The sequence below is a fragment of the Paraburkholderia gardini genome (assembly GCF_907164575.1).
Classification (GTDB): Bacteria; Pseudomonadota; Gammaproteobacteria; order Burkholderiales; family Burkholderiaceae; genus Paraburkholderia; species Paraburkholderia gardini.
The window spans coordinates 85839-106836 of the sequence record NZ_CAJQYY010000021.1 but is presented as its reverse complement, the minus strand read 5'-3'; the positions used below and the strand labels follow the sequence as shown (position 1 = coordinate 106836).

Below are 20998 nucleotides of genomic sequence, written 5' to 3'. Positions count from 1 at the left end.
TCTGACACCGCTGTCAAAGTCAAGCGTACTTTCGGGGATAGTGATGCGTATTGGAGAACTGGCTCGCCGCACTAGCGTTAGCGAGCGAATGCTGCGCTATTACGAGCATGAAGGTCTGCTCAAACCAAAGAGAACTGATTCGGGCTACCGCGAATACGGTCCCGACGAGATCGATGCGGTGCACCGCATTCGTGTGCTCAGTTCGGCCGGATTGAAGATCAGCAGCATCCGGATGTTGCTACCCTGCGTTCTTGGTCCTGCGCCTGTTTTTCATCCGTGTGCCGAAGTACGTGCGGCATTGCGGCGCGAAGCCGAAAATCTCGAAGCCAAGCTGAGCCACCTTGGTGAAAGCCGGCAAATGGTCGCGAGCCTGCTTCATGCGATTGACACCAATGAGTCATTGCAGCTAAGCGCTCGCACAAGTTACAGCGTTGATACACCGTGAGAATGGCCACCGCCCGACGAGATGCCGTGGTCGGAACCGGTACATTCCACGTCGGCTTTCGCGTGCTGATCGGACGTTCGGCTTGGCAAGGTGGAAGACCGGTTCGGGTCAACGGCTACGGTCGACCGCGTCAGACAGTAGTCGGCCATGAGCGGCCAGTCGACATCGGTGCGTAGATCGTCAACTATTACCCGGTGTATATGCCCAGTCGGAGCACGCGAATTACCGCAGCGTTATCATGAGCAACACAATCTAGGCATCAGCAATCGACGGTTAACATGACCATCAAGAAACTGTTCTATTACCCCAGCAACGCAAGCATGGCCCCGCACATTGTTCTGGAAGAAATCGGCCAGCCTTTCGGCTTAATGCTTGTAGATCGCACGCAGAATGAGCATAAGTCGACGGAGTATCTGCGACTGAACCCCAACGGATTGATCCCGGTATTGGTTGATGGCGACATGGTGCTGTATGAGACGGCTGCCATTTGCCTGCATTTGGCTGACACACATCCAGAGAGCAGGATGGCGCCCAGACTGGCAACGCCGGAACGTGCCGACTTTTACAAGTGGCTCATGTGGTTGACGAACACACTGCAAACGGCGTTGATTGTCTATTTTTACCCGGAGCGCTGGGTGGATGCCGACAACGCGCTGGGCGCGAACCAAGTGCAAGCTCATGCCGAATCAAAGATCGGCACCTTGCTTGACCAGTTGGAGTCGCAACTTCAATCGAGCGATGGTCCTTGGTTGCTGGGGGAGCAATACACGATCCTTGATCCCTACGCGTTCATGCTCTGCCGGTGGACAAGGGGCTTCACGAAACCCGCGCGCGTATGGCCACTGCTCGGTCAGTATTTGCAACGGATGCTAGCGCGACCTGCGATCCAGCGCGTGATCAAAACGGAAGGGCTTGCAGCTCCATTGGTGTAATACGATCCCTGCCAGTTTGTTTGTCTGTTGTCGGGAGGTCCGACCGTCCTTTTCGGATCGATTCGTCCAACGCGTCGGGCAGGACCCGGCCAGAATTGGACGCTCGACGGGAATCCCGGAATCGTAAACAATCAGGCGATGGACCATGAGATGAGGTTAAATTCAAATCACGGCCAAATCCTGTCCCCACGCACGGACCCCATCCGCCAAACAGAATGACCTGGACGCCTCCACCTCAAGGCAAGAGCAATGCGCCAACGTGGTTAAAGACGAGCCTTACTCCGCTCTATCGCTTGCTATGCGGACTTTTGGTACTAGGCGCGCTTGTCCCCATTGTGATGCAAGTATTTGACATTCCGATTCCGTTCGATACGCCTCGGACGTTTTCGCTATTTATCCTGGCCGGGGGCGTGCTCGCGCTCACACACGCCTTGCGCACTTGGCTTTTGCGCCTGCCTATCCCGACCCGATACTCCCAACCGGTGCCATATGGCTATCCAGGATGGCGCGGCTTTCTCCAAGCCCAGTTTGCTACAGGATGTTTCCTGTTTTTCTTCGGTGCGCTGCTGCTCCTGCTTTGAGTCGCAAACGTCGCCGAGTCTAATGGCCGCTTTGTAGAAAGATCGTTGTCTCTTATGGGTCGAGGCCGTGTGGAAACGCGAAACGCAGGTTTGACGTGCGACGAATCTGCTGCGGCGAGTATCCGCCTTCGATCACTTGGAATGGGACTGAAGAAAACTCCGCATTTAGCCGATATCAGTTACGAACCGCATGGCGTTTTCGATGCTATCAATGCTTGCATTCCTCCGTCCGGAGGCTATCATTGATAGCATCATCACAGGAGTTACTGCAATGGCAAATCTTTTGGTGCGCAACGTGGACGACAGCTTGGTCCAGAGTTTGCGCGAGCTGGCCGCTGCTCATGGCCGCAGCGCCGAAGCCGAGCATCGCGAAATACTGGCAAAGGCCCTGCGGAAGCCCAAGCGTAAAAGCTTCGCGGAAGTGTTGACGGGGATTCCAAACGTCGGTTCAGATTCGGATTTTGAGCGCGTCGATGACGGCGAGGCGTCGCGTGTATTTGGTTGATACGAACGTCATCAGCGAGGTCAGAAAGCGGGACCGCGCGAACAAGGGGGTGCGTGCCTTCTTCCGCCAGGCAATGCGAGGGGACAGCGATATTTACTTGTCCGTGGTTACTGTTGCGGAATTGCGCCGTGGAGTTGAGTTGATCCGCCACAGGGGCGACACGCAGCAGGCGACGATCCTCGAAACCTGGCTCGGGGCAATCATGGCTGACTATGCCCAAAATGTTCTGTCGGTAGACGAAGAAATCGGGCAGCTATGGGGACGGCTTCGGGTGCCCCATCCAGAGCATGCCTTGGACAAACTGATTGCGGCCACGGCTTTGATTCATGACCTGACCGTTGTGACGCGCAACGTCGATGATTTTGCAGGAACAGGGGTGCGGTTGTTGAATCCCTTTGACTAAGGAAAAGTGAAATGCCACGACCGACCATCTCCATTGACGACTGGAAATGTCCCTGGTGCAAGGAGCACAATCGCTTTGAAAGCGCGACAGCAGGCGCATGCGCCGAAGGCGATCTGTCTGGTTTTGTCGATCAGGTCACGTGTCCGTCGTGCGGAAAGGATTCGATGGTTTCATTAAGCATCCAGTTTCGTGCCGAAGCCGTCACTGTTTGACCAAGGAAAAGCCACCATGACGGACAGTCAAGAAAAGCAATCGACGGAACAGAGAAATAGCTACGCAGGGCTGGGCTATCGCTACCAGGTCTATACGGGGCGCGGCGTCAATATGCCGAAGTTTTCGACTCCCTGGCACTGGTTGGCCCAATTCTATGTAGCGGTATTTTGCGGCAACGCGGATTACTGCCGGATGATCGACGCGAAGACAGGCAAGACCGTTCTCGAATGGGCGCGAGCTACGATTCGAAAGTTCGCCTTCATCGACACTTGAGCGCATGTTGAGTGCTGACGGACGTGAGGCGGCATTCGCGATGACCGTCGCAGCGTGGCTCATCTGCAAAACAGGTCGCTGCGTCGAGTTCGTCGCGGCCTTTACCCTCGAGCACCGTTCCTGTGAAGTTTGTATTCAAGCGGGTGGCCGGACCTTTTGTCGTTTCGGGTCATCTGCTTTAGCGACCAGGTACTTGCCAAAATGGGCGTGCACAAAATCGACGAATACCCGCACCTTTGGCGTCATTTTCCGACTGCTGGGCCACACCACATGGATACCGTTGGAGTCCGTCACGTAAGGGTCCAGTACGGTTTTAAGGCGTCCATCGGCGAGCGCGTTTTTGACAGAGAAATCAGGCACGCATGCGATCCCGCGCCCTGCCAGAGCCATATAAAGCAACATGTCCAGGCTGTTGCACACCACCGTCAAAGGCAGCGACGAGCCTGCCGCTGTGAATGTCGAATGCCGCAGCGGCCATTGGTACAGTTTTCCAGTGGGTGTCCAGCGATAGTGCAGACATGCATGATTCAAAAGATCATCCAGATTCGTGGGGGTTCCCTTTCGTTTCAGATACTCCGGAGCGGCGACCAGACAGGCGCGCCAGGAACCCAGCAGGCGAGATACCAGCCGTGAATCTCGAAGCGCGCTCCCGCGAATGACGACGTCAAATCCTTCATCGATTACGTCGACCAGTCGATCAGTGAAATCAAGATCGAGTTCAATCTCGGGATGTTGCTCTATAAAGGCTGAAAGCACTGGAAATGGTAGTCCCGCCGAAAGTGACAGCCCCACCCTTAGCCTCCCTCGCGGATGTTGGGCCATTGCACCAAGTTCGTCTTCGGCCGCTTGAACTTCCCCGAAAATCCGTCTGCACCTTTCCAGGAACACCTCGCCTTCGGACGTAAGCCGGACGCTTCTCGTGCTGCGTTGGAAGAGCCGCACGCCAAGGCGCTCTTCCAGCCTGGAAATGCTCTTGCTGATAGCTGACGCTGAGATGCCGAGTTCCCGCCCAGTGGCCGCAAAGCTCCGCGTTCGCGCAGTGTGGACAAAGACTTCCAGCCCGCCCAGCGCACTCAGATTTTCCACATTAGCCCCCTACGCGGCATTAGTGACATTTTTGTCATGGTTAATGTGAACGCTACCCCGATTAATGATGATGGGTCAATGGCCTTACGATGTATTTGAGAGGTGGCCGGCCCCTGCACGATGCCGGTCGCGCTTCATCCAGTCCTTGGCGCACCTGTGTGCAGTGATCGAACAATGGGAGCGCCAGTGTGTTGGCAACTCAAAACGCGCCGTGCCGGCGCACCGGTTCTATCAGGAGAAAATTTTTATGACCACCGCTGAACATCTCGATGCTTACCTCAAAGCCATGGGCAATCGCGACGTCGAAGGGACCAAGGTCCATATGGCAGATAATGTCGTCCTCAGAAGTCCAATCGTTCCCGCCCCGTTCGTAGGGAAGGAGCGTGTCGCAGATGTCCTGACGCAGCTTCTCGCTACCGTGGACGCCTTCGAACCGAAGCTTCTCTTGCGCGACGGGGCTGACTTTGTCGCCGTGTTCACGATTAGACTCGGTGACCACGTAATTGACGGAATGGATCACATGCATCTAAACGACGCGGGCCTTGTCGATAGCATGACCGTGGCATGGCGCCCGCTTCCGTCAGTGGTCGCGGTCCAGCAGAAGCTTGCCCCGAAATTGGGAGGTAAGGCGATGATGCTGGTTCCAGCGGATCAATCTGCCTGAATCATCGGTTCCGACCGCAACGGCATCGCGGCGTTAGCTGCGCATGGGGAAGGTGCGTGGATCAGTCGTGACGGCTGACGGTGGGATCAGTCCAAAGGTTAGCTCGTAGCCATCGAGAGGGTGTTCGCGATACGAGTCTGGACATTGCAGAGATGAAGTCGCAGGTCGATCGGCAGAAGCCTGATGATTGTGTCGCGGTAACACAAATGAATCGATAGAGTTTATGAATGAGTAGGAATGGTTACCTGGCCAGTGAATAGAATTGCTCCGCTGCGATTTTTGTGCCGCCGTCGTTGTGCATCAGCCGTTTGCGGATCATGTGCGTGATTTCGATGTAGGACAGGATGATGCGCGCGCAGCGGAAATCCTTGAACCCCATCATCGGTATGATGATGCGTTTGATGGCGCCGTGGTCCTGCTCGACGATGTTGTTCAGGTATTTGTTTTGGCGGACCTTGACCGGCGTCGGTCGCCCGGCATCGAGCGCTTCGAGGGCGGCCAGATTGGCGCCGCTCTTGTTCACTGTGATCGTTTCGGGTACGCCGTTCTTATCAATCCAACGCGATGGAGCAGGACCATCGAGCGAGCAAACCAGGCGGTGTCGAACTCATGCACACGATAGCGAAACGGTAGATGAAGAATGACGGTGGTCGGAATAGTTCAGTCACCTTGCAGTTCTACGATCTTGCGAAATAAGCAATCCTGCTCGTGCCGTCTCGACTTTTCCTGATTTTCGTTACCGCGGCAGATCCGATCATGGATGGCCCGGCAGGACTCTGGCCTTATTTCGGGCAGTTGGTGGCGATGCAGGTGCGCGCGTGGCTGGTTGCACGGCCACTGGCGCGTTTGCAGTTGATGCAATTGGGGCTGGCGCTGGCGGCAGTGCTGCTCATCGGTGTCTCGTAGTACAGCTTGCCGGCGCGGTGCGCGGCGCCCGGCACCGCTACGTTTTTCAGTGGCGATCAACGTCGATCTTTTTGACCATTGATCCGCGCGACGCAATCAGGCGGTAACCGCTAGAATTGCGGCTTTAGCCTGGAATGCGCCAATGTCTTTTGCCTCGCTTGGCCTGATCGATCCCTTGCTGCGTAATGTGCAGGACCTCAATTACCAGACACCTACGCCGGTGCAGGCCAAGGCGATTCCTGCTGTGCTCAGTGGCAAGGACGTCATGGCTGCGGCACAGACCGGCACTGGCAAAACAGCGGGTTTTGCGCTGCCGCTGTTGCAACGGCTGGTGCAACACGGCCCGGCGGTGTCCAGCAACCGCGCGCGTGTCCTGGTGCTGGTGCCCACGCGTGAGCTGGCCGAGCAAGTGCTGCAAAGCTTTATCGATTACGGCAAAGGCCTCGACTTACGATTTCTGGCCGCCTACGGCGGTGTGAGTATCAACCCGCAGATGATGACGTTGCGCAAAGGCGTGGATGTGCTCGTTGCCACGCCGGGCCGTTTGCTGGATCTCAATCGCCAGAACGCAGTGCAATTTGATCAGGTACAAACGCTGGTGCTGGATGAAGCCGACCGCATGCTTGATCTGGGCTTTGCGCGCGAACTCGACGCCGTCTTTGCTGCCTTGCCCGCTCAGCGCCAGACCCTGCTGTTCTCTGCCACGTTTTCCGATGATATCCGCGCCATGGCGGCGGGCATTCTGCACGGCCCGGTCAATATCAGCGTCAGCCCGCCCAATGCCACGGCCAGCAAGATCAAGCAGTGGGTGGTGCCGGTGGATAAAAAGAACAAGCCTGACCTCTTCATGCACCTTGTGGCTGAAAACAACTGGAAGCACGCGCTGGTGTTCGTCAAAACCCGCAATGGCGTGGATTATCTGGCGGCCATGCTGGATGAAGCGGGCTATGCGGTCGACACCATCCACGGCGATAAACCGCAACCCGCGCGCCTGCGTGCGCTGGAGCGCTTCAAGACGGGCGAAGTACATATGCTGGTAGCCACCGATGTGGCTGCGCGCGGGCTGGATATCGACGACCTGCCGCTGGTGATCAACGTTGATCTGCCGATCGTGGCGCAAGACTATGTGCACCGTATTGGCCGTACCGGCCGAGCGGGCGCCAGCGGCGTGGCGGTGTCCCTTGTGTGTGCCGATGAAGCGCCGCAACTGGCCGCGATTGAAGCGCTGATCCGGCAAACGCTGCGCCGTGAAGAAGAGCCGGGTTTTGAGGCCGAACACCGCGTGCCGCAAACCAGCGCGACGGGCCAGATCATCAGGAAACCCAAAAAGCCCAAGAAGCCCAAAGTGCCGCAAGCTGCGCCGGGCGCCATGCAGGTGCTCAGCAAAAAACCGCGCCCGCAAAGTGGCGAAAACAAACGCAAGCCTGCGGCGCAACGCGCTGTGGCCGCGGGTAAAGGCACAAGCTTGTCCAGCGGTAACCCATTCAGCGTGCAAAAGCCACGCAGCAAACCCGCCAGCAAGCCAGCTGCGGGTTCACGTAAGCCGGCTGGCAAACCCGCTGGTGGCCGCGGCAAACGCCAACCCTGATCCGTACGAGTAACGCCAGCCCTGGAACAGGCTGGCGGTTGGCGGCCCGCTGGCAGACAGTGGCGCGGCTTCGGCGTGCATCAGGAGCAGGAGCTCTCCCCTTCCGAGATGGCCCGTGTTGTTGGTGGACACGATGTGGACAAGGAAAAAGCACTCGTGGAAGCCTACCGTGTTATCAACGGGATAGACGGTTTACTGAATACACCAGACCCAGCCCCCGCCCACGTGTCAATGAAGTTGCCGGGTTAATTGTCGACCGTGGATAAACGGCGCCGGTCGAAGGCAAGGACACGGCTCCAGACAGGAGACTGCCATAAGGGCTGGATTACCGGCCCTTATGTTTTTGGCTACTGCCAGCCTGGTTCCGTCCGACGCGTTTCACCGACCATAGGAACAGACAGCGCTGCCGACCGTACCGACTGATCCGCGTGCTAAAGCATTCGAGCTAAAACCCAGGAAGCTCCACGTATACCGGTGCGTAGCGCAAACCTGTGCCGCAAAACGCCTGCGCATCGTAATCAACACACTCGCAAAGCAACCCGCCAGCCTCATCCACAAAAGTTAGCGTTCCAAAACAAACGGTGCGCAACGCGACGCTGCGTTGCGCACCGTTCATCGGCTCCCGCAAACACTCACCTCTCGATCGATCTCAATATGTTTCGAGATGCAGACGTCCTTCGCGTTTGAGTGTTTTCCACAGCGGTTCCCATTCAAGCCCATTCTGTTCGGCGATATCGCGCAATGCCTGTAATACGCCGTCTTCCATGCCCTTCAAGCCGCACACGTAGATGTAGGTGTTCGCGTCACGAAGCATCTGCGCGACATCCGCTGCACGCTCGCGCATCGCATCCTGCACGTAGCGCTTCGGCTGACCCACCGTTCGTGAAAATGCCAGCGTCGTATCGATGAAATCACGCGGCAGGTTTACCAGCGGCCCGAAGTACGGCAACTCTTCCTTCGTCCGCGCGCCGAAAAACAGCATCAGCTTGCCGGTCGCGCCTTTCAGCCTGCGGCGGCGCCGGTACTCTGTCATCGCACGCATCGGCGCCGAACCGGTGCCCGTGCAGATCATCAGCAAATGCGAGTTCGGATGATTCGGCATCAGGAACGTGCTGCCGAACGGGCCGATCACATCGACCTTGTCGCCCTTCTTCAGATCGCACAGATAGTTCGAGCACACGCCATCCGCTGCATTGCCCTGATAGTCCTGGGTGACGCGCTTCACCGTGAGCGACAGATTGTTGTAGCCCTTGCGCTCGCCATCACGCGGGCTCGCGATCGAATACTGCCGCGCATGATGCGTCTTGCCGTCCTTCGTCGAACCCGGCGGCAGCACGCCGATCGACTGGCCTTCCAGCACCGGGAACGGCATCGTGCCGAAATCCAGCACGATGTGATGGATATCGCTTTCGGTCGATTCGTCCGTGAGCCGGTAGTTGCCGACCACCGTCGCCGACACCGGGTCTTTATGCGTATAAAGATTCACATACGGCCTGGCCGACGACCAGGGTGGCAGCGTCGAGCCGCGCACCGTATCCACCTCGATGCCTTCCGATGTCTCTGCTGATTCTTCCGTATCGCCAGCGCCAGGTTGAGGCGCGACTTCATCGAGCGCGGGGCTCGCCGTCGTGTTCTGCGCGGGCAGTTCGTCCCACGTGAACTGTTCGTCGATGCTGTACGCGTCGGCCTTCAGCACGTTGCGCCAGTTGTCGATGGCGCCCGTCGGACACGGCGGCACACAGGCCATGCATCCGTTGCACACATCGGCTTTCACGACGTAGTTGTTCGAATCGTGCGTGATGGCATCGATCGGACAGGTCTCTTCGCACGTGTTGCAGCGAATGCAGATCTCCGGGTCGATCAGATGCTGCCTGAGGACTGCGATTGGGGCTGGGCCATTCATGTTTTGTCTCCCCCTGCATCCGGCTGCGTCGCGATGGATGGCGGCGCAGCCGGGCGCCTGGTATTGCCGGGATAAATCAGTTGAAGCGCACGTATTCGAAATCGACCGGCTGACGGTTGATGCCCATCGCCGGCGGGGCGATCCAGTTCGCGAATTTGCCGGGCTCGACCACGCGGCCCATCAGCGACGCCACGTACGCACGGTCTTCCGGCGTCGGCAACCAGGTGGCTTCGTTCGCCTTCCATTCGTTTTCGTTGATCACGCGACCATCGGGTGCGACGCGCACGCCGGCGAACGTGCCGATCTGGCGATTGAACGCCTTGTGCGGCACAGTCATGCGGAAATCGATACCGGCCTTTTCAAGCACCTTGTTCCAGCGCCCGACGCCCGCCACCGAGTCCTTGATGTAGTCGTCACGCAGCACTTCGTTCATCGCGTTGAGCATCGGCACTTCGCGTTCGACGAGTTTGCCGTCCTGCACATCCAGCAGCTTGTAGTTCTGGCCGCCTAGCTGATGGTCGTCGTCGCGTTTCGTTTCTTCGTAACGGCCTTTCAGGCCCGAGCTGTAGAACGTCGCCGCGTTCGACGACTGGTCGGCGCCGAACAGGTCGATCGTCACCGAATAATGGAAGTTGATGTACCGCTGGATCGTCTCCAGATCAATGATGCCCGCGGCGCGCAGCTTGTTGATGTCGTCGGTCTTGAGCTCGTTCATCACCTGCGCGGTGCGCTGGATCACGCGCGACACGCCCGATTCGCCGACGAACATGTGATGCGCTTCTTCCGTGAGCATGAACTTCGTCGTACGCGCGAGCGGATCGAAGCCCGACTCGGCGAGCGCCGACAGCTGGAATTTACCGTCGCGGTCCGTGAAGTACGTGAACATGAAGAACGAGAGCCAGTCCGGCGTGCGCTCGTTGAACGCGCCGAGAATGCGCGGGTTGTTGTCGTCGCCGGAGCGGCGATCGAGCAGCGCGTCGGCTTCTTCGCGACCGTCGCGGCCGAAGTAGCGATGCAGCAGATAGACCATCGCCCACAGGTGACGCCCTTCCTCGACGTTCACCTGGAACAGGTTGCGCAGGTCATACATCGAAGGCGCGGTGAGCCCGAGGTGGCGTTGCTGTTCCACCGAAGCCGGTTCCGTGTCGCCCTGCGTCACGATGATGCGTCGCAGGTTCGCGCGGTGCTCGCCGGGCACGTCTTGCCACGCGGCTTCGCCCTTGTGCTCGCCGAAGTTGATCTTGCGCTCCGTGTCGCCGGGCGCGAGGAAAATGCCCCAGCGATAGTCCGGCATCTTCACGTGATCGAAGTGCGCCCAGCCGCCGGCATCGACGCTCACCGCCGTGCGCAGATAGACGTCGTAACCATGCGAGCCGTCCGGGCCCATGTCGCCCCACCATGACAGGAAGTTCGGCTGCCATTGTTCGAGCGCGCGTTGCAGCGTGCGGTCGTCGGCGAGATTGACGTTATTCGGAATCTTTTCGCTGTAGTTGATCGTGGACATGTCTGTTTCCTTGAGCTTGAGCGCGTGCGTTGCGGGATCGTTGAGCAGGGGATGTTCGATAAAACGCGCGTTACACGCGGTTCAGGTCGAACTGCGCCTTGCTGCCCTTGCCGTACACCTTGAGCGCGCCCTTCTCGCCCACCGCGTTCGGCCGGTTGAAAATCCAGTTCTGCCAGGCGGAAAGCCGGCCGAAGATGCGCGTGTTCATCGTTTCCGGCCCGTTAAAGCGCAGGTTCGCTTCAAGACCCGTCAACGCATCCGGCGACATCGCCGCGCGTTCTTCGATCGCCATCCGGATTTCGTCGGCCCAGTCGATGTCGTCCGGCGCAGCGGTCACGAGACCGAGACGCTCGGCTTCGACCGGCTTCACCGGCTTGCCGGTCTGCTCGCGCGCGGCCTGCATCGGTCCGGTTTCGTCGTAGAAGCGGCGCCCAAGGCGCGACTGGCCGGTGATCATCGGATACAGACCGAAGTTGACGTCGGAGAGCGTGATCGCCGGTTCTTCATCTTCGTTGCTGGGGAGCGCCGCCATGTAGGTGCGGTCAGCCGCGAACGCCAGTTCGGCGAACGTGCCGGCGAAGCACGAACCCGGCTCGATCAGCGCGAAGAGCGAACGCGACGATACGTCGATGCGCGCCAGCGTGCGGCGCAGCATGCCAATCGTTTCGCGGACAAACCAGTGGTCCTTGTGCTGAAGCAGCGTGGCGTCGGCGGCGAGCAGTGCGCGGGCATCCCCTTCCGTCTTGAAGATCCACGTGCCGGTATCGAGTTCGTTGGTGCGCATCGAGAGAATCGCGTCGTCGAGTTCGCGGGCGAACTGCAGCGGCCACCAGTTCGCGCCGGCCGCGACGATGGCGTCGATATCGGCGGGCTGGTGGCCCGACGGCGCTTTCGCGGTGAACGTCGCGGTGCGTTTCGTGCGGTCGATCATGACGTCGACGGTCGCATAGCCGAGGCCGTCTTCGCGATCCTGACGTTCGACGCGCGTCAGCGTCACGCCCTTCGCGTCAGCCGGACGGTCGCTCTGCGCGGCCAGTTCCAGCGCGCGCGCCTGCACGGTCTGTTTGAAGACGCTGGGCTTGACCACTTCGTCGACGAGGCGCCACTGCTTCGCGCGCTCGCCGCGCACGCCTTCGACGATCGTGCAGAAGATGTCGGCGCGGTCATGACGGACCTTGCGCTTGTCGGTGACGCGGGTGAGACCGCCGGTGCCGGGCAATACGCCGAGCAGCGGCACTTCAGGCAACGCGACGGACGACGAGCGATCGTCGACCAGGTAAATCTCGTCACACGCGAGTGCCATTTCGTAGCCACCGCCGGCGCACGCACCGTTCACTGCCGCGAGAAACTTGACGCCCGAATAGCGCGACGTGTCTTCGAGACCGTTGCGCGTTTCGTTGGTGAATTTACAGAAGTTGACCTTCCATGCATGCGACGACAGGCCAAGCATGAAAATATTCGCGCCGGAGCAAAACACGCGGTCCTTGAGGCTCGTGACGACCACCGTGCGCACTTCCGGATGCTCGAAGCGGATGCGTTGAATCGCATCGTGCAGTTCGATGTCGACGCCCAGATCATACGAATTGAGCTTGAGCTTGTAGCCTTCGCGAATGCCGCCGTCTTCGGCGATATCGATGCCGAGTGTGGCGACCGGGCCATCGAATGTCAGCGACCAGTGTTTATAGCGTGACGGCTCGGTGCGATAGTCGACGCGCGGGCCGGCCGGCGGCGCGGCGGGTGTCTGAACCGGCGTCGCACCTGCCGCGATGCCCTGCTCCACTGATTGAGCGACTGACATGGATGTCTCCTTCGTACATTGCGGATTGGTTGAATGTACGATAGTGCATCTTTTATGTCGAGTAAAGCACTTTAGTGCTTATTACGGGTTTTCCCGGGCATGCGTTTTAGTTTAGTTCACGCGACGGCATCAACATCGACGTCACTCCGAGGCGATCCGCGCCGCCAGCCGGTCTCGCAACGACAGATAGCATTCCGCCAGAGGCTTGCCGCTGGTGTCGAACGTCATGTCGGCGCGTCCGTAGAATTCGCCGCGGCCTTCCAGAATGCGCTTCAGGTCATCCATGGCTTCCTTGTTGCCGGACATCGGCCGCAGGTCGCCCTGGGCGATCACGCGCCGCATATGTTCTTCTGGCGTGGCCTGCAGCCACACGGTAAAGCAATGCGCGAGCAGCGCGTTCAGCGTGGTGGGCTCGGACACGAGACCGCCCGGAGAAGCAATCACCGCGCGGGGATGCTCCGCGATCACCGCTTCGAGCGCGCGGTGCTCGTAGCGCCGGTAAGCGCTCGCTCCGTACAGCGCGTGGATCTCCGCCGGCGGGCAGCCCGCCAGCTGTTCGATCACGCGGTTCAGCTCGACGAAGGGCATTTTCAGCTCGTCCGCGAGCATCCGGCCGAGCGTCGATTTCCCGGCGCCGCGCAGGCCGATCAACGCGATCCGGTTGCGCCGGTTGGGGTCTTGCGGCGCGGTGGCAAGCATCTCCTCGAGCGCGACGCGGGCACGCTTTAACGTGTCGTGATCGCGGCCGTACAGCAGCTCGCGGATGCGCAGCCAGTCGGCGGAAGACGTCGTTTCGTCGCCGACGATCTCGGCCAGCGTGCAGTTTAGTGCCTTCGTGAGCTGACGGAGGAACAGCACCGATGCGTTGCCCACGCCGGATTCGAGGTTCGCGAGGTAGCGCTCGGAGACATCCGCTTCCTTCGCCAGCGCCTTGCGCGTCAGGCCGCGACGCGCGCGCAGCAGGCGCACGCGCTCTCCCATTCCGACCAGAAACGGATCGCGGGCTTCACGTGCGTCGTCGGGCGCGGTGTCGTGATCCGCAGGCTCGACCGGTTGCATGGCGGCGGTTTGTTTCATGTTGAAGCGTCCTCTGAGCGGATCTTAATGAATTATAGTGCTTGACATGCAGTTTGTCGCACGCTAAGTTTAATGCACATTTTCAAGACAGCCAGACGCGTGCGGCCTGCTCGCGTCACGGCGACGATCCGCGCTTGACGCGCGGTGGAGACACTTATGTCCCCCGACACATTTCGAACGCTGATTGCCGGCGTGACCAGCAGGATCGAGGCGCGCCCGCTCGATCAGGATCTCGCCGGCTGGCTGAACGCCGAGTATCCCGCCTCGGGCGCGGCCTGGGCCGAACTCGCCGACGCCTGCTGCGCCGGCGTGAAGGAAGGCTGGCTGTGCGAACGCGAAGCGGGCGGCATCCGCTACGGACGCATCTTCAAGGCGCTGCCGGACACACACGGCTTTTCGGTCGACGTCGTCAGCATGACCGACATCGCCGGGCCGCATCACGTGCATCCGAACGGTGAAATCGATCTGATCATTCCGCTCACCGGGGGCGCGACCTTCGACGGCCATCCGGCTGGCTGGTGCGTGTATGGACCGGGCACCGCGCACCGGCCGACGGTCGCTCACGGCAGCGCGCTCGTGCTCTATCTGCTGCCCGAAGGCGCCATCCAGTTCACGAAGCAGGAAGCCGCTGCCTGACGCGCGCCGCGTTCCGCATCCACGCTCATTGCATCGCGTTCCACGAAGCCGGCGCGACGAACCGCTCAACCGATCGCTCAGGAAGGGGCATCTCATGGCCGCATTGCTAGAAAACTTTATCGCCGGCAAGTGGGTCGCCGGTGACGGCGAAGGCACGCTGCTGACCGATCCGGTGACGGGCGATGCGCTCGCGCGCGTCTCCAGCCAGGGCCTCGACCTGCCCGCGGCGTTCGACTACGCCCGCGAGCAGGGCGGCACCGCGTTGCGCAGCCTGACCTACGCGGCGCGCGCCGCCCTGCTCGCGGAAGTCGCGAAAGTACTGCAGGCGAACCGCGACGACTATTACGCGATCGCGCTCGCGAACTCCGGCACGACGAAGAACGACTCCGCGGTCGATATCGATGGCGGGATCTTCACGCTGTCGTACTACGCGAAATTCGGCGCGACGCTCGGCGACGTCCATGCGCTGCGCGACGGCGCCACCGTGAGCCTCAGCAAGGACCGGTCGTTCACCACGCAGCATGTGCTGACGCCCACGCGCGGCGTCGCGCTCTTTATCAATGCGTTCAATTTCCCGTCGTGGGGATTGTGGGAGAAGGCCGCGCCCGCGCTTCTCTCCGGCGTGCCGGTGATCGTCAAGCCTGCGACGGCGACCGCATGGCTCACGCAGCGCATGGTGGCCGATGTCGTGAAGGCCGGCATTCTGCCGGACGGCGCGCTTTCGGTGATCTGCGGGGGCTCGGCGGGCCTGCTCGACCCGATCGGCGCGTTCGATGTCGTCTCGTTCACCGGCTCCGCCGAAACCGCCGCGAAGCTGCGCGCGCATCCCGCGTTCATCGAGCACGGCGCGCGTCTGAACGTCGAAGCCGACAGCCTGAACAGCGCGATTCTCGCCGCCGATGCCGCGCCGGGCACCGAAGCGTTCGATCTCTTCATCAAGGAAGTCGTGCGCGAAATGACGGTGAAGTCCGGCCAGAAATGCACGGCGATCCGTCGCGCCTTCGTGCCGAAGCAGCATCTCGCCGCCGCCACCGACGCGCTCGTCGCGAAGCTCGCGAAAATCACTGTCGGCAATCCGCGCAACGAGTCGGTGCGAATGGGCGCGCTCGTCAATCGCGAACAGTACGACAACGTGCGCGCCGGCATCGCGGCCTTGCGCGAGGAAGCGCGCGTCGCGTTCGATGGCTCGACCGTCGAACTCATCGACGCCGATCCTGCCGTTGCGGCATGCATCGCGCCGCATCTGCTGGTCGTCGACGACGCGGACACGGCCAAGCGCATTCACGACATCGAGGTATTCGGTCCGGTCGCGACGCTGTGCGCGTACACCGTCACATCTGCACCGGACACATCGCTGGAAGAAGCGCATGCCATCGCGCTCGCGCGACGCGGACACGGCTCGCTCGTCGCGTCGGTGTTTTCGAACGACGAAGCGCGTCTTGCGCGCATCGCGCTCGAACTCGCCGATACGCACGGGCGCGTCCATGCGATCTCGCCTTCGGTGGCACAGAGCCAGACCGGCCACGGCAACGTCATGCCGATGTCGCTGCACGGCGGTCCGGGCCGGGCCGGCGGCGGCGAGGAACTGGGCGGCGTGCGCGCGCTGAATTTCTATCATCGCCGCGCGGCCATCCAGGCGCCGGCCGCAACGAACGAAGCGGTACACCAGGCGACCTCCAGCGCGAATGCGTGACGCCGAAGCCTGCTCACCGGTAACCGTCCGACGCCGGAAGCCGGAGCAGGCACGAACCACTGAATCGACCCATACAACCGGTAAAAAGAATGTGTGACGGCTGCCCTCGCCCAGCCGGACGCGCGTCGCCCACGTCAGGAGACAAGCATGGAAGCCCTGGTAGAGCCGACCGCCGCAAACGGTCAACCCGCCGTCGAAGCGCCGCCCGTTCACTTCAATTTCGCAGCGCACCTTTTTGCGCTAAACGAAACGCGCGCCCAGAGACCCGCGTATATCGACGACAACGGCGTCACGCCCTACGGCGAACTCGAATCGCTTGCGCGCCGCTTCGCGAGCGCGCTGACGAAACTCGGCATTCATCCCGAGGAACGCGTGCTGCTCGTGATGCACGACACGACCGATCTGCCCGTCGCGTTTCTCGGCGCGCTGTATGCGGGCGTCGTGCCAGTCGTCGCGAACACGTTGCTCGCGCCCGCCGACTACACGTACATGCTCGATCACAGCCGCGCACGCGCGGTCATCGCAACGGGCGCGCTGCTGCCGACGATCGCGCAGGCGCTCGCGGATGCGTCGAACGAAGGCTGCGTGCTGATCGTCTCGCAGCCGCAGGACGCGAATCTGCCAGGCGAGCATGTGTTTCGTCGGATGATCGACGAATCCACACCACGCGCGACGCCCTGGGCAAGCCACGCCGACGATATCGCGTTCTGGCTGTATTCGTCCGGCTCGACGGGCAAGCCGAAAGGCACGGTCCACACGCACGCGAACCTGTACTGGACGGCCGAGCTTTACGGCAAACGCGTGCTGGGTATCCGCGAGGACGATGTCGTCTATTCGGCAGCGAAGCTGTTCTTCGCGTACGGTCTCGGCAATGCGCTGACGTTTCCGCTTTCCGTTGGCGCAACCGCCATCCTGATGGCCGGCCGGCCGACGCCCGAGGCCGTCTTCGCGCAGCTCACGCGCCACAGGCCGACCATCTTCTATGGCGTGCCGACGCTGTATGCGGGCATGCTCGCCTCACCCGACCTGCCTGAGCGCGCGGACGTACGGTTGCGCGTGTGCACGTCAGCGGGCGAGGCGTTGCCGCGCGAAACCGGCGAGCACTTCACGGAGCGCTTCGGCTGCGAGATTCTGGATGGCATCGGCTCGACCGAGATGCTGCACATCTTCCTGTCGAATCGCGCGGGTCACGTGGCCTACGGCACGACGGGCACCGCGGTGCCGGGCTACGATGTCGAACTGCGCGACGAAAGCGGCCAGCCGGTTCCCGACGGCGAAATCGGCGACCTTTACATCCGGGGGCCGAGCGCCGCGCTGATGTACTGGTGCAACCGCGACAAATCGCGCGCGACGTTTCTCGGCGACTGGCTGAAAAGCGGCGACAAGTACCGTCGTCTGCCGGATGGGAACTACACGTATGCCGGCCGCAGCGACGACATGCTGAAAGTCAGCGGACAATACGTGTCGCCGATCGAGGTCGAGATGGTGCTGATGCAGCACGACGACGTACTCGAAGCGGCGGTCGTCGGCGTGACGCGCGACGGGCTCATGAAAACGCGTGCGTTCGTCGTGCTGAAGCGCGAAGCGGGCGCGACCGACGCGTTCGCCGCCGAACTGAAGGCCTTCGTGAAGGCACGGCTCGCGCCGCACAAATACCCGCGCGAAATCCTGTTCGTCGACGATCTGCCGAAAACTGCGACGGGCAAGATCCAGCGTTTCAAACTGCGCGAGGCGCCGTGAAGCACCGTGATGCACTCGCAACGGATACCATCGAAACCGCCTCACAATACGCGGTGAAACGCCGTTCAACTCTTCTGTGACTGTCTAATGGATCGGATCGCATGACCGCCTGCACGCCCCTGTCGACTGCCTTCGCCGAACTGCCTGCCGGCGCGGATCGCGGCGCGCTTCGCATCGAGTATCGATGGCTCAACCCGGAGCGTGTCGACGCGCCGCTTGCCGTGTTTCTGCACGAAGGGCTCGGCTCGATCGCGATGTGGAAAGACTGGCCGCAAACGCTGTGCGACGCGCTGGGTTTCCGGGGTCTCGTGTATTCGCGCCCGGGTTATGGCCGCTCGACGCCGCGTGATCACGACGTCAAGTGGCCCGTCGATTTCATGCACCGGCAGGCGCACGACGTGTTGCCCGCGCTCCTCGATGCCCTTCAGGTCGACGAAGCCGAACGCGCGCGCATGTGGCTCGTGGGTCATAGCGATGGCGGCTCGATCGCGCTGCTCTACGCGGCGGCGTTTCCGCACGCGCTGGGTGGCGCGATCGTCGTCGCGCCCCATGTGATCGTCGAGCAGAAGTCCGTCGATGCCATCGCGCAGGCGAAGATCGCCTTTGAGACAACCGACTTCAAGCCGAAGCTCGCGCGCTATCACAACGACGTCGATTCCGCGTTCTACGGCTGGAACGACATCTGGCTCAACACCGACTTCCGGCGCTGGAATATCACGGGCGCGCTGCCCTCGATCACGTGCCCGCTGTTCGCCGCCCAGGGCCATGACGACGAGTACGGCACGATGGCGCAGATCGATCTGATCCAGCAGCACGTCGCGCACGTGCAGCTCGCAAAACTCGACGGCTGCGGACATTCACCGCATCGCCAGGCGCCTGAACTGCTGAACGCAAAGATCGCTGCGTTTGTGAAAAGCCGGTAGCCAATCTCCTGCGGTGAGCTTTTTCGGGAGGTGAGCGCGATCCCGTTTCGCGCTCACCTTTGTCATATTCGGGCGTTCAGCCCTTTCCCTGCCTTCCTTCCCGTCGCATCATGTATGCCGTGCCGCGTTCGCTATGTGGCAGGCATCAGGCATCTTCATCATCAGTCATCGTATAACTTAACAAAAAGACGGAGAAACACCATGTCACTGTTAAATATACGGGTTAACGCGGCTATGAACGCACACTGGCAGGTGCATAATGCAATTAAGATGTACGATGACAGATAACATCATGTTTTGAACGGGACGTGGCTTCAACCCTGCCCTGCGACCTGTTCTGCCCGCCACTCGTCACCCAGCCGAAGGACAATTCATGATCGCTGCCTCGCCGTTTCAGCCTCTGCCCAACAGTTTTCGTCAGGCCGTACGCAACCGCGAGAAGCTCGTGGGGTGCTGGTCGTCGCTGGCAAGCCCGATCGTCACGGAAATGCTCGGCGTGATCGGCTTCGACTGGCTTCTGCTCGACGCGGAACATGCGCCGAACGACGTCATCACGCTCATTCCGCAGCTGATGTCGCTGAAAGACAGTCGCAGTGCGCCCGTCGTCCGGCCGCCGGCCAACGAGAGCGTCGTGATCAAGCGTCTGCTCGACAGCGGCTTTTGCAACTTCCTGATTCCGTTCGTCGACAGTGCGGCCGATGCCGCGCGCGCCGTCGCCGCGACGCGCTATCCGCCGCACGGCATACGCGGCGTGTCGGTCGGCCATCGCGGGAATCGCTTTGGCACCGTCGCCAATTACCTCGATATCGCGAACGACAACATCTGCGTGATCGTGCAGATCGAAAGCCGCACGGCCGTCGAAGCGATCGACGAGATCGTGGCCGTCGACGGCGTCGACGCGGTGTTCGTCGGTCCGTCGGATCTCGCCGCTGGCTACGGCCATCTCGGCAACGCGAACCATCCGGAAGTGCAGCAGGCCATCGAACGCGTCTTCGCGAGCGCGAACGCCGGCGGCAAGGCAAGCGGCATCCTGGCGCCGGTGGAAGCAGACGCCGAACGCTACATCGCGATGGGCTGCCAGGTGGTGGCCGTATGCGCCGATCTCGGTCTGCTGCGCAACGCCGCGCAGGCCGTGCACAGGCACTTCATCGCCGCCTGAACCCGACATGTCAGACACCCGATTCAACGACACACTGAACCCGACAGACCGAACGGAGGATCACATGCAATCAGCAGGCTTTATCGGACTCGGCATCATGGGCAAGCCCATGGCTGCGAATCTACTCAAGAACAACGTGTCGCTCGCGACCTTCACGCGCAGCGGCGTGCCGGACGACCTGAAGCAGGCTGGCGCCGTCGCCTGCGACAGCCCGGCGGCCGTCGCGGCGAAAGCCGACGTCATCTTCATCATGGTGCCGGACACGCCGGACGTCGAGCGCGTGCTGTTCGGCGAGGATGGACTCGCGGGCGCACTGCGCGCGGGCCAGACCGTCGTCGACATGAGCTCGATCTCGCCGATGGCCACGCGCGAATTTGCCGCGCGGGTGCGCGAAAGCGGCGCGGAGTATCTGGACGCGCCGGTCTCGGGCGGCGAAGTGGGCGCGAAGGCCGGATCACTGACGATCATGGTCGGCGGCACGCAGGCCACGTTCGACGCCGTGAAGCCGCTCTTCGACATGATGGGCAAGAACGTCACGCTGATCGGCGACGTGGGCGCAGGACAGGTGTGCAAGGTCGCCAACCAGGTGATCGTCGCGGCGACCATCGAGGCGGTCGGCGAAGCGCTGCTGCTGGCGTCGAAAGCCGGCGTCGATCCGGCACGTGTGCGCGAGGCGCTGATGGGTGGCTTCGCTTCCTCGCGGATTCTCGAAGTACACGGCGAACGGATGACGAAGCGCACGTTCGATCCGGGCTTTCGCATCGAGCTGCATCAGAAGGACCTGAACCTCGCGCTCTCGACCGCGCAGGCGCTCGGCGTATCGCTGCCCAACACGGCGACCTGTCAGGCGCTCTTCAACGCATGCGTCGCGCACGGCGGCAAGGCATGGGATCACTCGGCGATGGTTCGCGCACTCGAAGTGCTCGCGAATCACGAGATCGGCCAGCCCGCCAAAACGTGACGCCGCGT

19 protein-coding genes and 1 pseudogene are annotated in these 20998 nt (G+C 61.2%); 14 read left to right on the top strand and 6 right to left on the bottom strand.

From position 1 onward, the window contains the following. Positions 1 to 43 precede the first annotated feature (43 nt). The 5 genes from LPA34_RS18225 to LPA34_RS18205 all read left to right on the top strand — a co-directional run bounded on the left by LPA34_RS18225 (position 44) and on the right by LPA34_RS18205 (position 3352). Positions 44 to 445, top strand: a complete 402-nt coding sequence (locus LPA34_RS18225) for a MerR family transcriptional regulator (protein WP_267478873.1) — start codon at positions 44 to 46, stop codon at positions 443 to 445. Positions 446 to 723: 278 nt separating this feature from the next. Continuing rightward, entirely contained in the window at positions 724 to 1377 is a 654-nt protein-coding gene (locus tag LPA34_RS18220) for a glutathione S-transferase family protein (protein ID WP_228980723.1), read from the top strand. A gap of 852 nt (positions 1378 to 2229) precedes the next feature. Beyond that, the gene (locus tag LPA34_RS18215; protein WP_200623186.1) at positions 2230 to 2463 is read left to right on the top strand and encodes a FitA-like ribbon-helix-helix domain-containing protein; all 234 of its coding nucleotides are present in this window, start codon (positions 2230 to 2232) and stop codon (positions 2461 to 2463) included. Next, complete coding sequence (locus LPA34_RS18210; protein WP_228980720.1) at positions 2450 to 2866, top strand: type II toxin-antitoxin system VapC family toxin; 417 nt, start codon at positions 2450 to 2452, stop codon at positions 2864 to 2866. Before LPA34_RS18215 ends, LPA34_RS18210 begins: the two co-directional genes overlap by 14 nt. Before the next feature lie 228 nt (positions 2867 to 3094). Beyond that, on the top strand, positions 3095 to 3352 hold the full coding sequence (locus tag LPA34_RS18205) for a hypothetical protein (protein ID WP_228980718.1): 258 nt from the start codon (positions 3095 to 3097) through the stop codon (positions 3350 to 3352). A gap of 135 nt (positions 3353 to 3487) precedes the next feature. Here LPA34_RS18205 and LPA34_RS18200 read toward each other — a convergent pair whose 3' ends face one another. Further along, the gene (locus LPA34_RS18200) at positions 3488 to 4438 is read right to left on the bottom strand and encodes a LysR substrate-binding domain-containing protein (RefSeq protein ID WP_324251757.1); all 951 of its coding nucleotides are present in this window, start codon (positions 4436 to 4438) and stop codon (positions 3488 to 3490) included. 163 nt (positions 4439 to 4601) lie between these two features. On the opposite strand from LPA34_RS18200, the gene LPA34_RS18195 reads away from it, so the two are divergent. After that, the gene (locus tag LPA34_RS18195) at positions 4602 to 5102 is read left to right on the top strand and encodes a nuclear transport factor 2 family protein (RefSeq protein ID WP_228980716.1); all 501 of its coding nucleotides are present in this window, start codon (positions 4602 to 4604) and stop codon (positions 5100 to 5102) included. A gap of 241 nt (positions 5103 to 5343) precedes the next feature. Here LPA34_RS18195 and LPA34_RS18190 read toward each other — a convergent pair. After that, a pseudogene (locus LPA34_RS18190) lies at positions 5344 to 5658 on the bottom strand (DDE-type integrase/transposase/recombinase); the annotation flags it as partial. Positions 5659 to 5810: 152 nt separating this feature from the next. Between LPA34_RS18190 and LPA34_RS18185 the strand changes: the two are divergent. Further along, positions 5811 to 6008 (top strand): hypothetical protein, encoded by a 198-nt coding sequence (locus LPA34_RS18185; protein ID WP_228980714.1) that lies wholly within the window; start codon positions 5811 to 5813, stop codon positions 6006 to 6008. A 142-nt stretch (positions 6009 to 6150) separates the two neighbouring features. Then, on the top strand, positions 6151 to 7596 hold the full coding sequence (locus tag LPA34_RS18180) for a DEAD/DEAH box helicase (RefSeq protein WP_228980712.1): 1446 nt from the start codon (positions 6151 to 6153) through the stop codon (positions 7594 to 7596). A 649-nt stretch (positions 7597 to 8245) separates the two neighbouring features. Here the strand turns inward: LPA34_RS18180 and boxA are convergent. The 4 genes from boxA to LPA34_RS18160 all read right to left on the bottom strand — a co-directional run bounded on the left by boxA (position 8246) and on the right by LPA34_RS18160 (position 13878). Next, complete coding sequence (boxA, locus tag LPA34_RS18175) at positions 8246 to 9499, bottom strand: benzoyl-CoA 2,3-epoxidase subunit BoxA (protein WP_228980710.1); 1254 nt, start codon at positions 9497 to 9499, stop codon at positions 8246 to 8248. Positions 9500 to 9575: 76 nt separating this feature from the next. After that, on the bottom strand, positions 9576 to 11003 hold the full coding sequence (boxB, locus tag LPA34_RS18170) for a benzoyl-CoA 2,3-epoxidase subunit BoxB (RefSeq protein WP_228980708.1): 1428 nt from the start codon (positions 11001 to 11003) through the stop codon (positions 9576 to 9578). Positions 11004 to 11073: 70 nt separating this feature from the next. Next, positions 11074 to 12801: a 2,3-epoxybenzoyl-CoA dihydrolase gene (boxC, locus tag LPA34_RS18165; RefSeq protein ID WP_228980706.1), complete on the bottom strand. Its 1728-nt coding sequence runs from the start codon at positions 12799 to 12801 to the stop codon at positions 11074 to 11076. Positions 12802 to 12942: 141 nt separating this feature from the next. Continuing rightward, positions 12943 to 13878, bottom strand: a complete 936-nt coding sequence (locus tag LPA34_RS18160; RefSeq protein ID WP_411179007.1) for a helix-turn-helix transcriptional regulator — start codon at positions 13876 to 13878, stop codon at positions 12943 to 12945. 156 nt (positions 13879 to 14034) lie between these two features. Here LPA34_RS18160 and LPA34_RS18155 point away from each other — a divergent pair, with 156 nt between their 5' ends. The 6 genes from LPA34_RS18155 to LPA34_RS18130 all read left to right on the top strand — a co-directional run bounded on the left by LPA34_RS18155 (position 14035) and on the right by LPA34_RS18130 (position 20990). Further along, positions 14035 to 14514: a 4-hydroxylaminobenzoate lyase gene (locus tag LPA34_RS18155; RefSeq protein WP_228980703.1), complete on the top strand. Its 480-nt coding sequence runs from the start codon at positions 14035 to 14037 to the stop codon at positions 14512 to 14514. 94 nt (positions 14515 to 14608) lie between these two features. Beyond that, on the top strand, positions 14609 to 16207 hold the full coding sequence (locus LPA34_RS18150; RefSeq protein WP_228980700.1) for a 3,4-dehydroadipyl-CoA semialdehyde dehydrogenase: 1599 nt from the start codon (positions 14609 to 14611) through the stop codon (positions 16205 to 16207). Positions 16208 to 16354: 147 nt separating this feature from the next. Continuing rightward, a complete protein-coding gene (locus LPA34_RS18145) occupies positions 16355 to 17947 on the top strand; it encodes a benzoate-CoA ligase family protein (RefSeq protein WP_228980698.1) in 1593 nt (530 codons plus the stop codon). A 101-nt stretch (positions 17948 to 18048) separates the two neighbouring features. Further along, positions 18049 to 18870: an alpha/beta fold hydrolase gene (locus LPA34_RS18140; RefSeq protein WP_228980695.1), complete on the top strand. Its 822-nt coding sequence runs from the start codon at positions 18049 to 18051 to the stop codon at positions 18868 to 18870. A 373-nt stretch (positions 18871 to 19243) separates the two neighbouring features. Continuing rightward, positions 19244 to 20029 carry a 2-dehydro-3-deoxyglucarate aldolase gene (garL, locus tag LPA34_RS18135; RefSeq protein WP_228980693.1) on the top strand — a complete coding sequence of 262 codons (786 nt, stop codon included), beginning with the start codon at positions 19244 to 19246 and terminating at the stop codon, positions 20027 to 20029. Between the two features lie 64 nt (positions 20030 to 20093). Further along, positions 20094 to 20990, top strand: a complete 897-nt coding sequence (locus LPA34_RS18130; RefSeq protein WP_228980692.1) for a 2-hydroxy-3-oxopropionate reductase — start codon at positions 20094 to 20096, stop codon at positions 20988 to 20990. The last annotated feature ends 8 nt before the right edge of the window (positions 20991 to 20998 follow it).

Coding starts and splice junctions, on each gene's coding strand:
- LPA34_RS18180 (WP_228980712.1), top strand. CDS start 6,151: ATGTCTTTTGCCTCGCTTGGCCTGATCGATCCCTTGCTGCGTAATGTG.
- LPA34_RS18145 (WP_228980698.1), top strand. CDS start 16,355: ATGGAAGCCCTGGTAGAGCCGACCGCCGCAAACGGTCAACCCGCCGTC.
- LPA34_RS18150 (WP_228980700.1), top strand. CDS start 14,609: ATGGCCGCATTGCTAGAAAACTTTATCGCCGGCAAGTGGGTCGCCGGT.
- LPA34_RS18160 (WP_411179007.1), bottom strand. CDS start 13,878: ATGAAACAAACCGCCGCCATGCAACCGGTCGAGCCTGCGGATCACGAC.
- LPA34_RS18130 (WP_228980692.1), top strand. CDS start 20,094: ATGCAATCAGCAGGCTTTATCGGACTCGGCATCATGGGCAAGCCCATG.
- LPA34_RS18215 (WP_200623186.1), top strand. CDS start 2,230: ATGGCAAATCTTTTGGTGCGCAACGTGGACGACAGCTTGGTCCAGAGT.
- LPA34_RS18220 (WP_228980723.1), top strand. CDS start 724: ATGACCATCAAGAAACTGTTCTATTACCCCAGCAACGCAAGCATGGCC.
- LPA34_RS18205 (WP_228980718.1), top strand. CDS start 3,095: ATGACGGACAGTCAAGAAAAGCAATCGACGGAACAGAGAAATAGCTAC.
- boxC (WP_228980706.1), bottom strand. CDS start 12,801: ATGTCAGTCGCTCAATCAGTGGAGCAGGGCATCGCGGCAGGTGCGACG.
- LPA34_RS18225 (WP_267478873.1), top strand. CDS start 44: ATGCGTATTGGAGAACTGGCTCGCCGCACTAGCGTTAGCGAGCGAATG.
- boxA (WP_228980710.1), bottom strand. CDS start 9,499: ATGAATGGCCCAGCCCCAATCGCAGTCCTCAGGCAGCATCTGATCGAC.
- LPA34_RS18140 (WP_228980695.1), top strand. CDS start 18,049: ATGACCGCCTGCACGCCCCTGTCGACTGCCTTCGCCGAACTGCCTGCC.
- garL (WP_228980693.1), top strand. CDS start 19,244: ATGATCGCTGCCTCGCCGTTTCAGCCTCTGCCCAACAGTTTTCGTCAG.
- LPA34_RS18155 (WP_228980703.1), top strand. CDS start 14,035: ATGTCCCCCGACACATTTCGAACGCTGATTGCCGGCGTGACCAGCAGG.
- boxB (WP_228980708.1), bottom strand. CDS start 11,003: ATGTCCACGATCAACTACAGCGAAAAGATTCCGAATAACGTCAATCTC.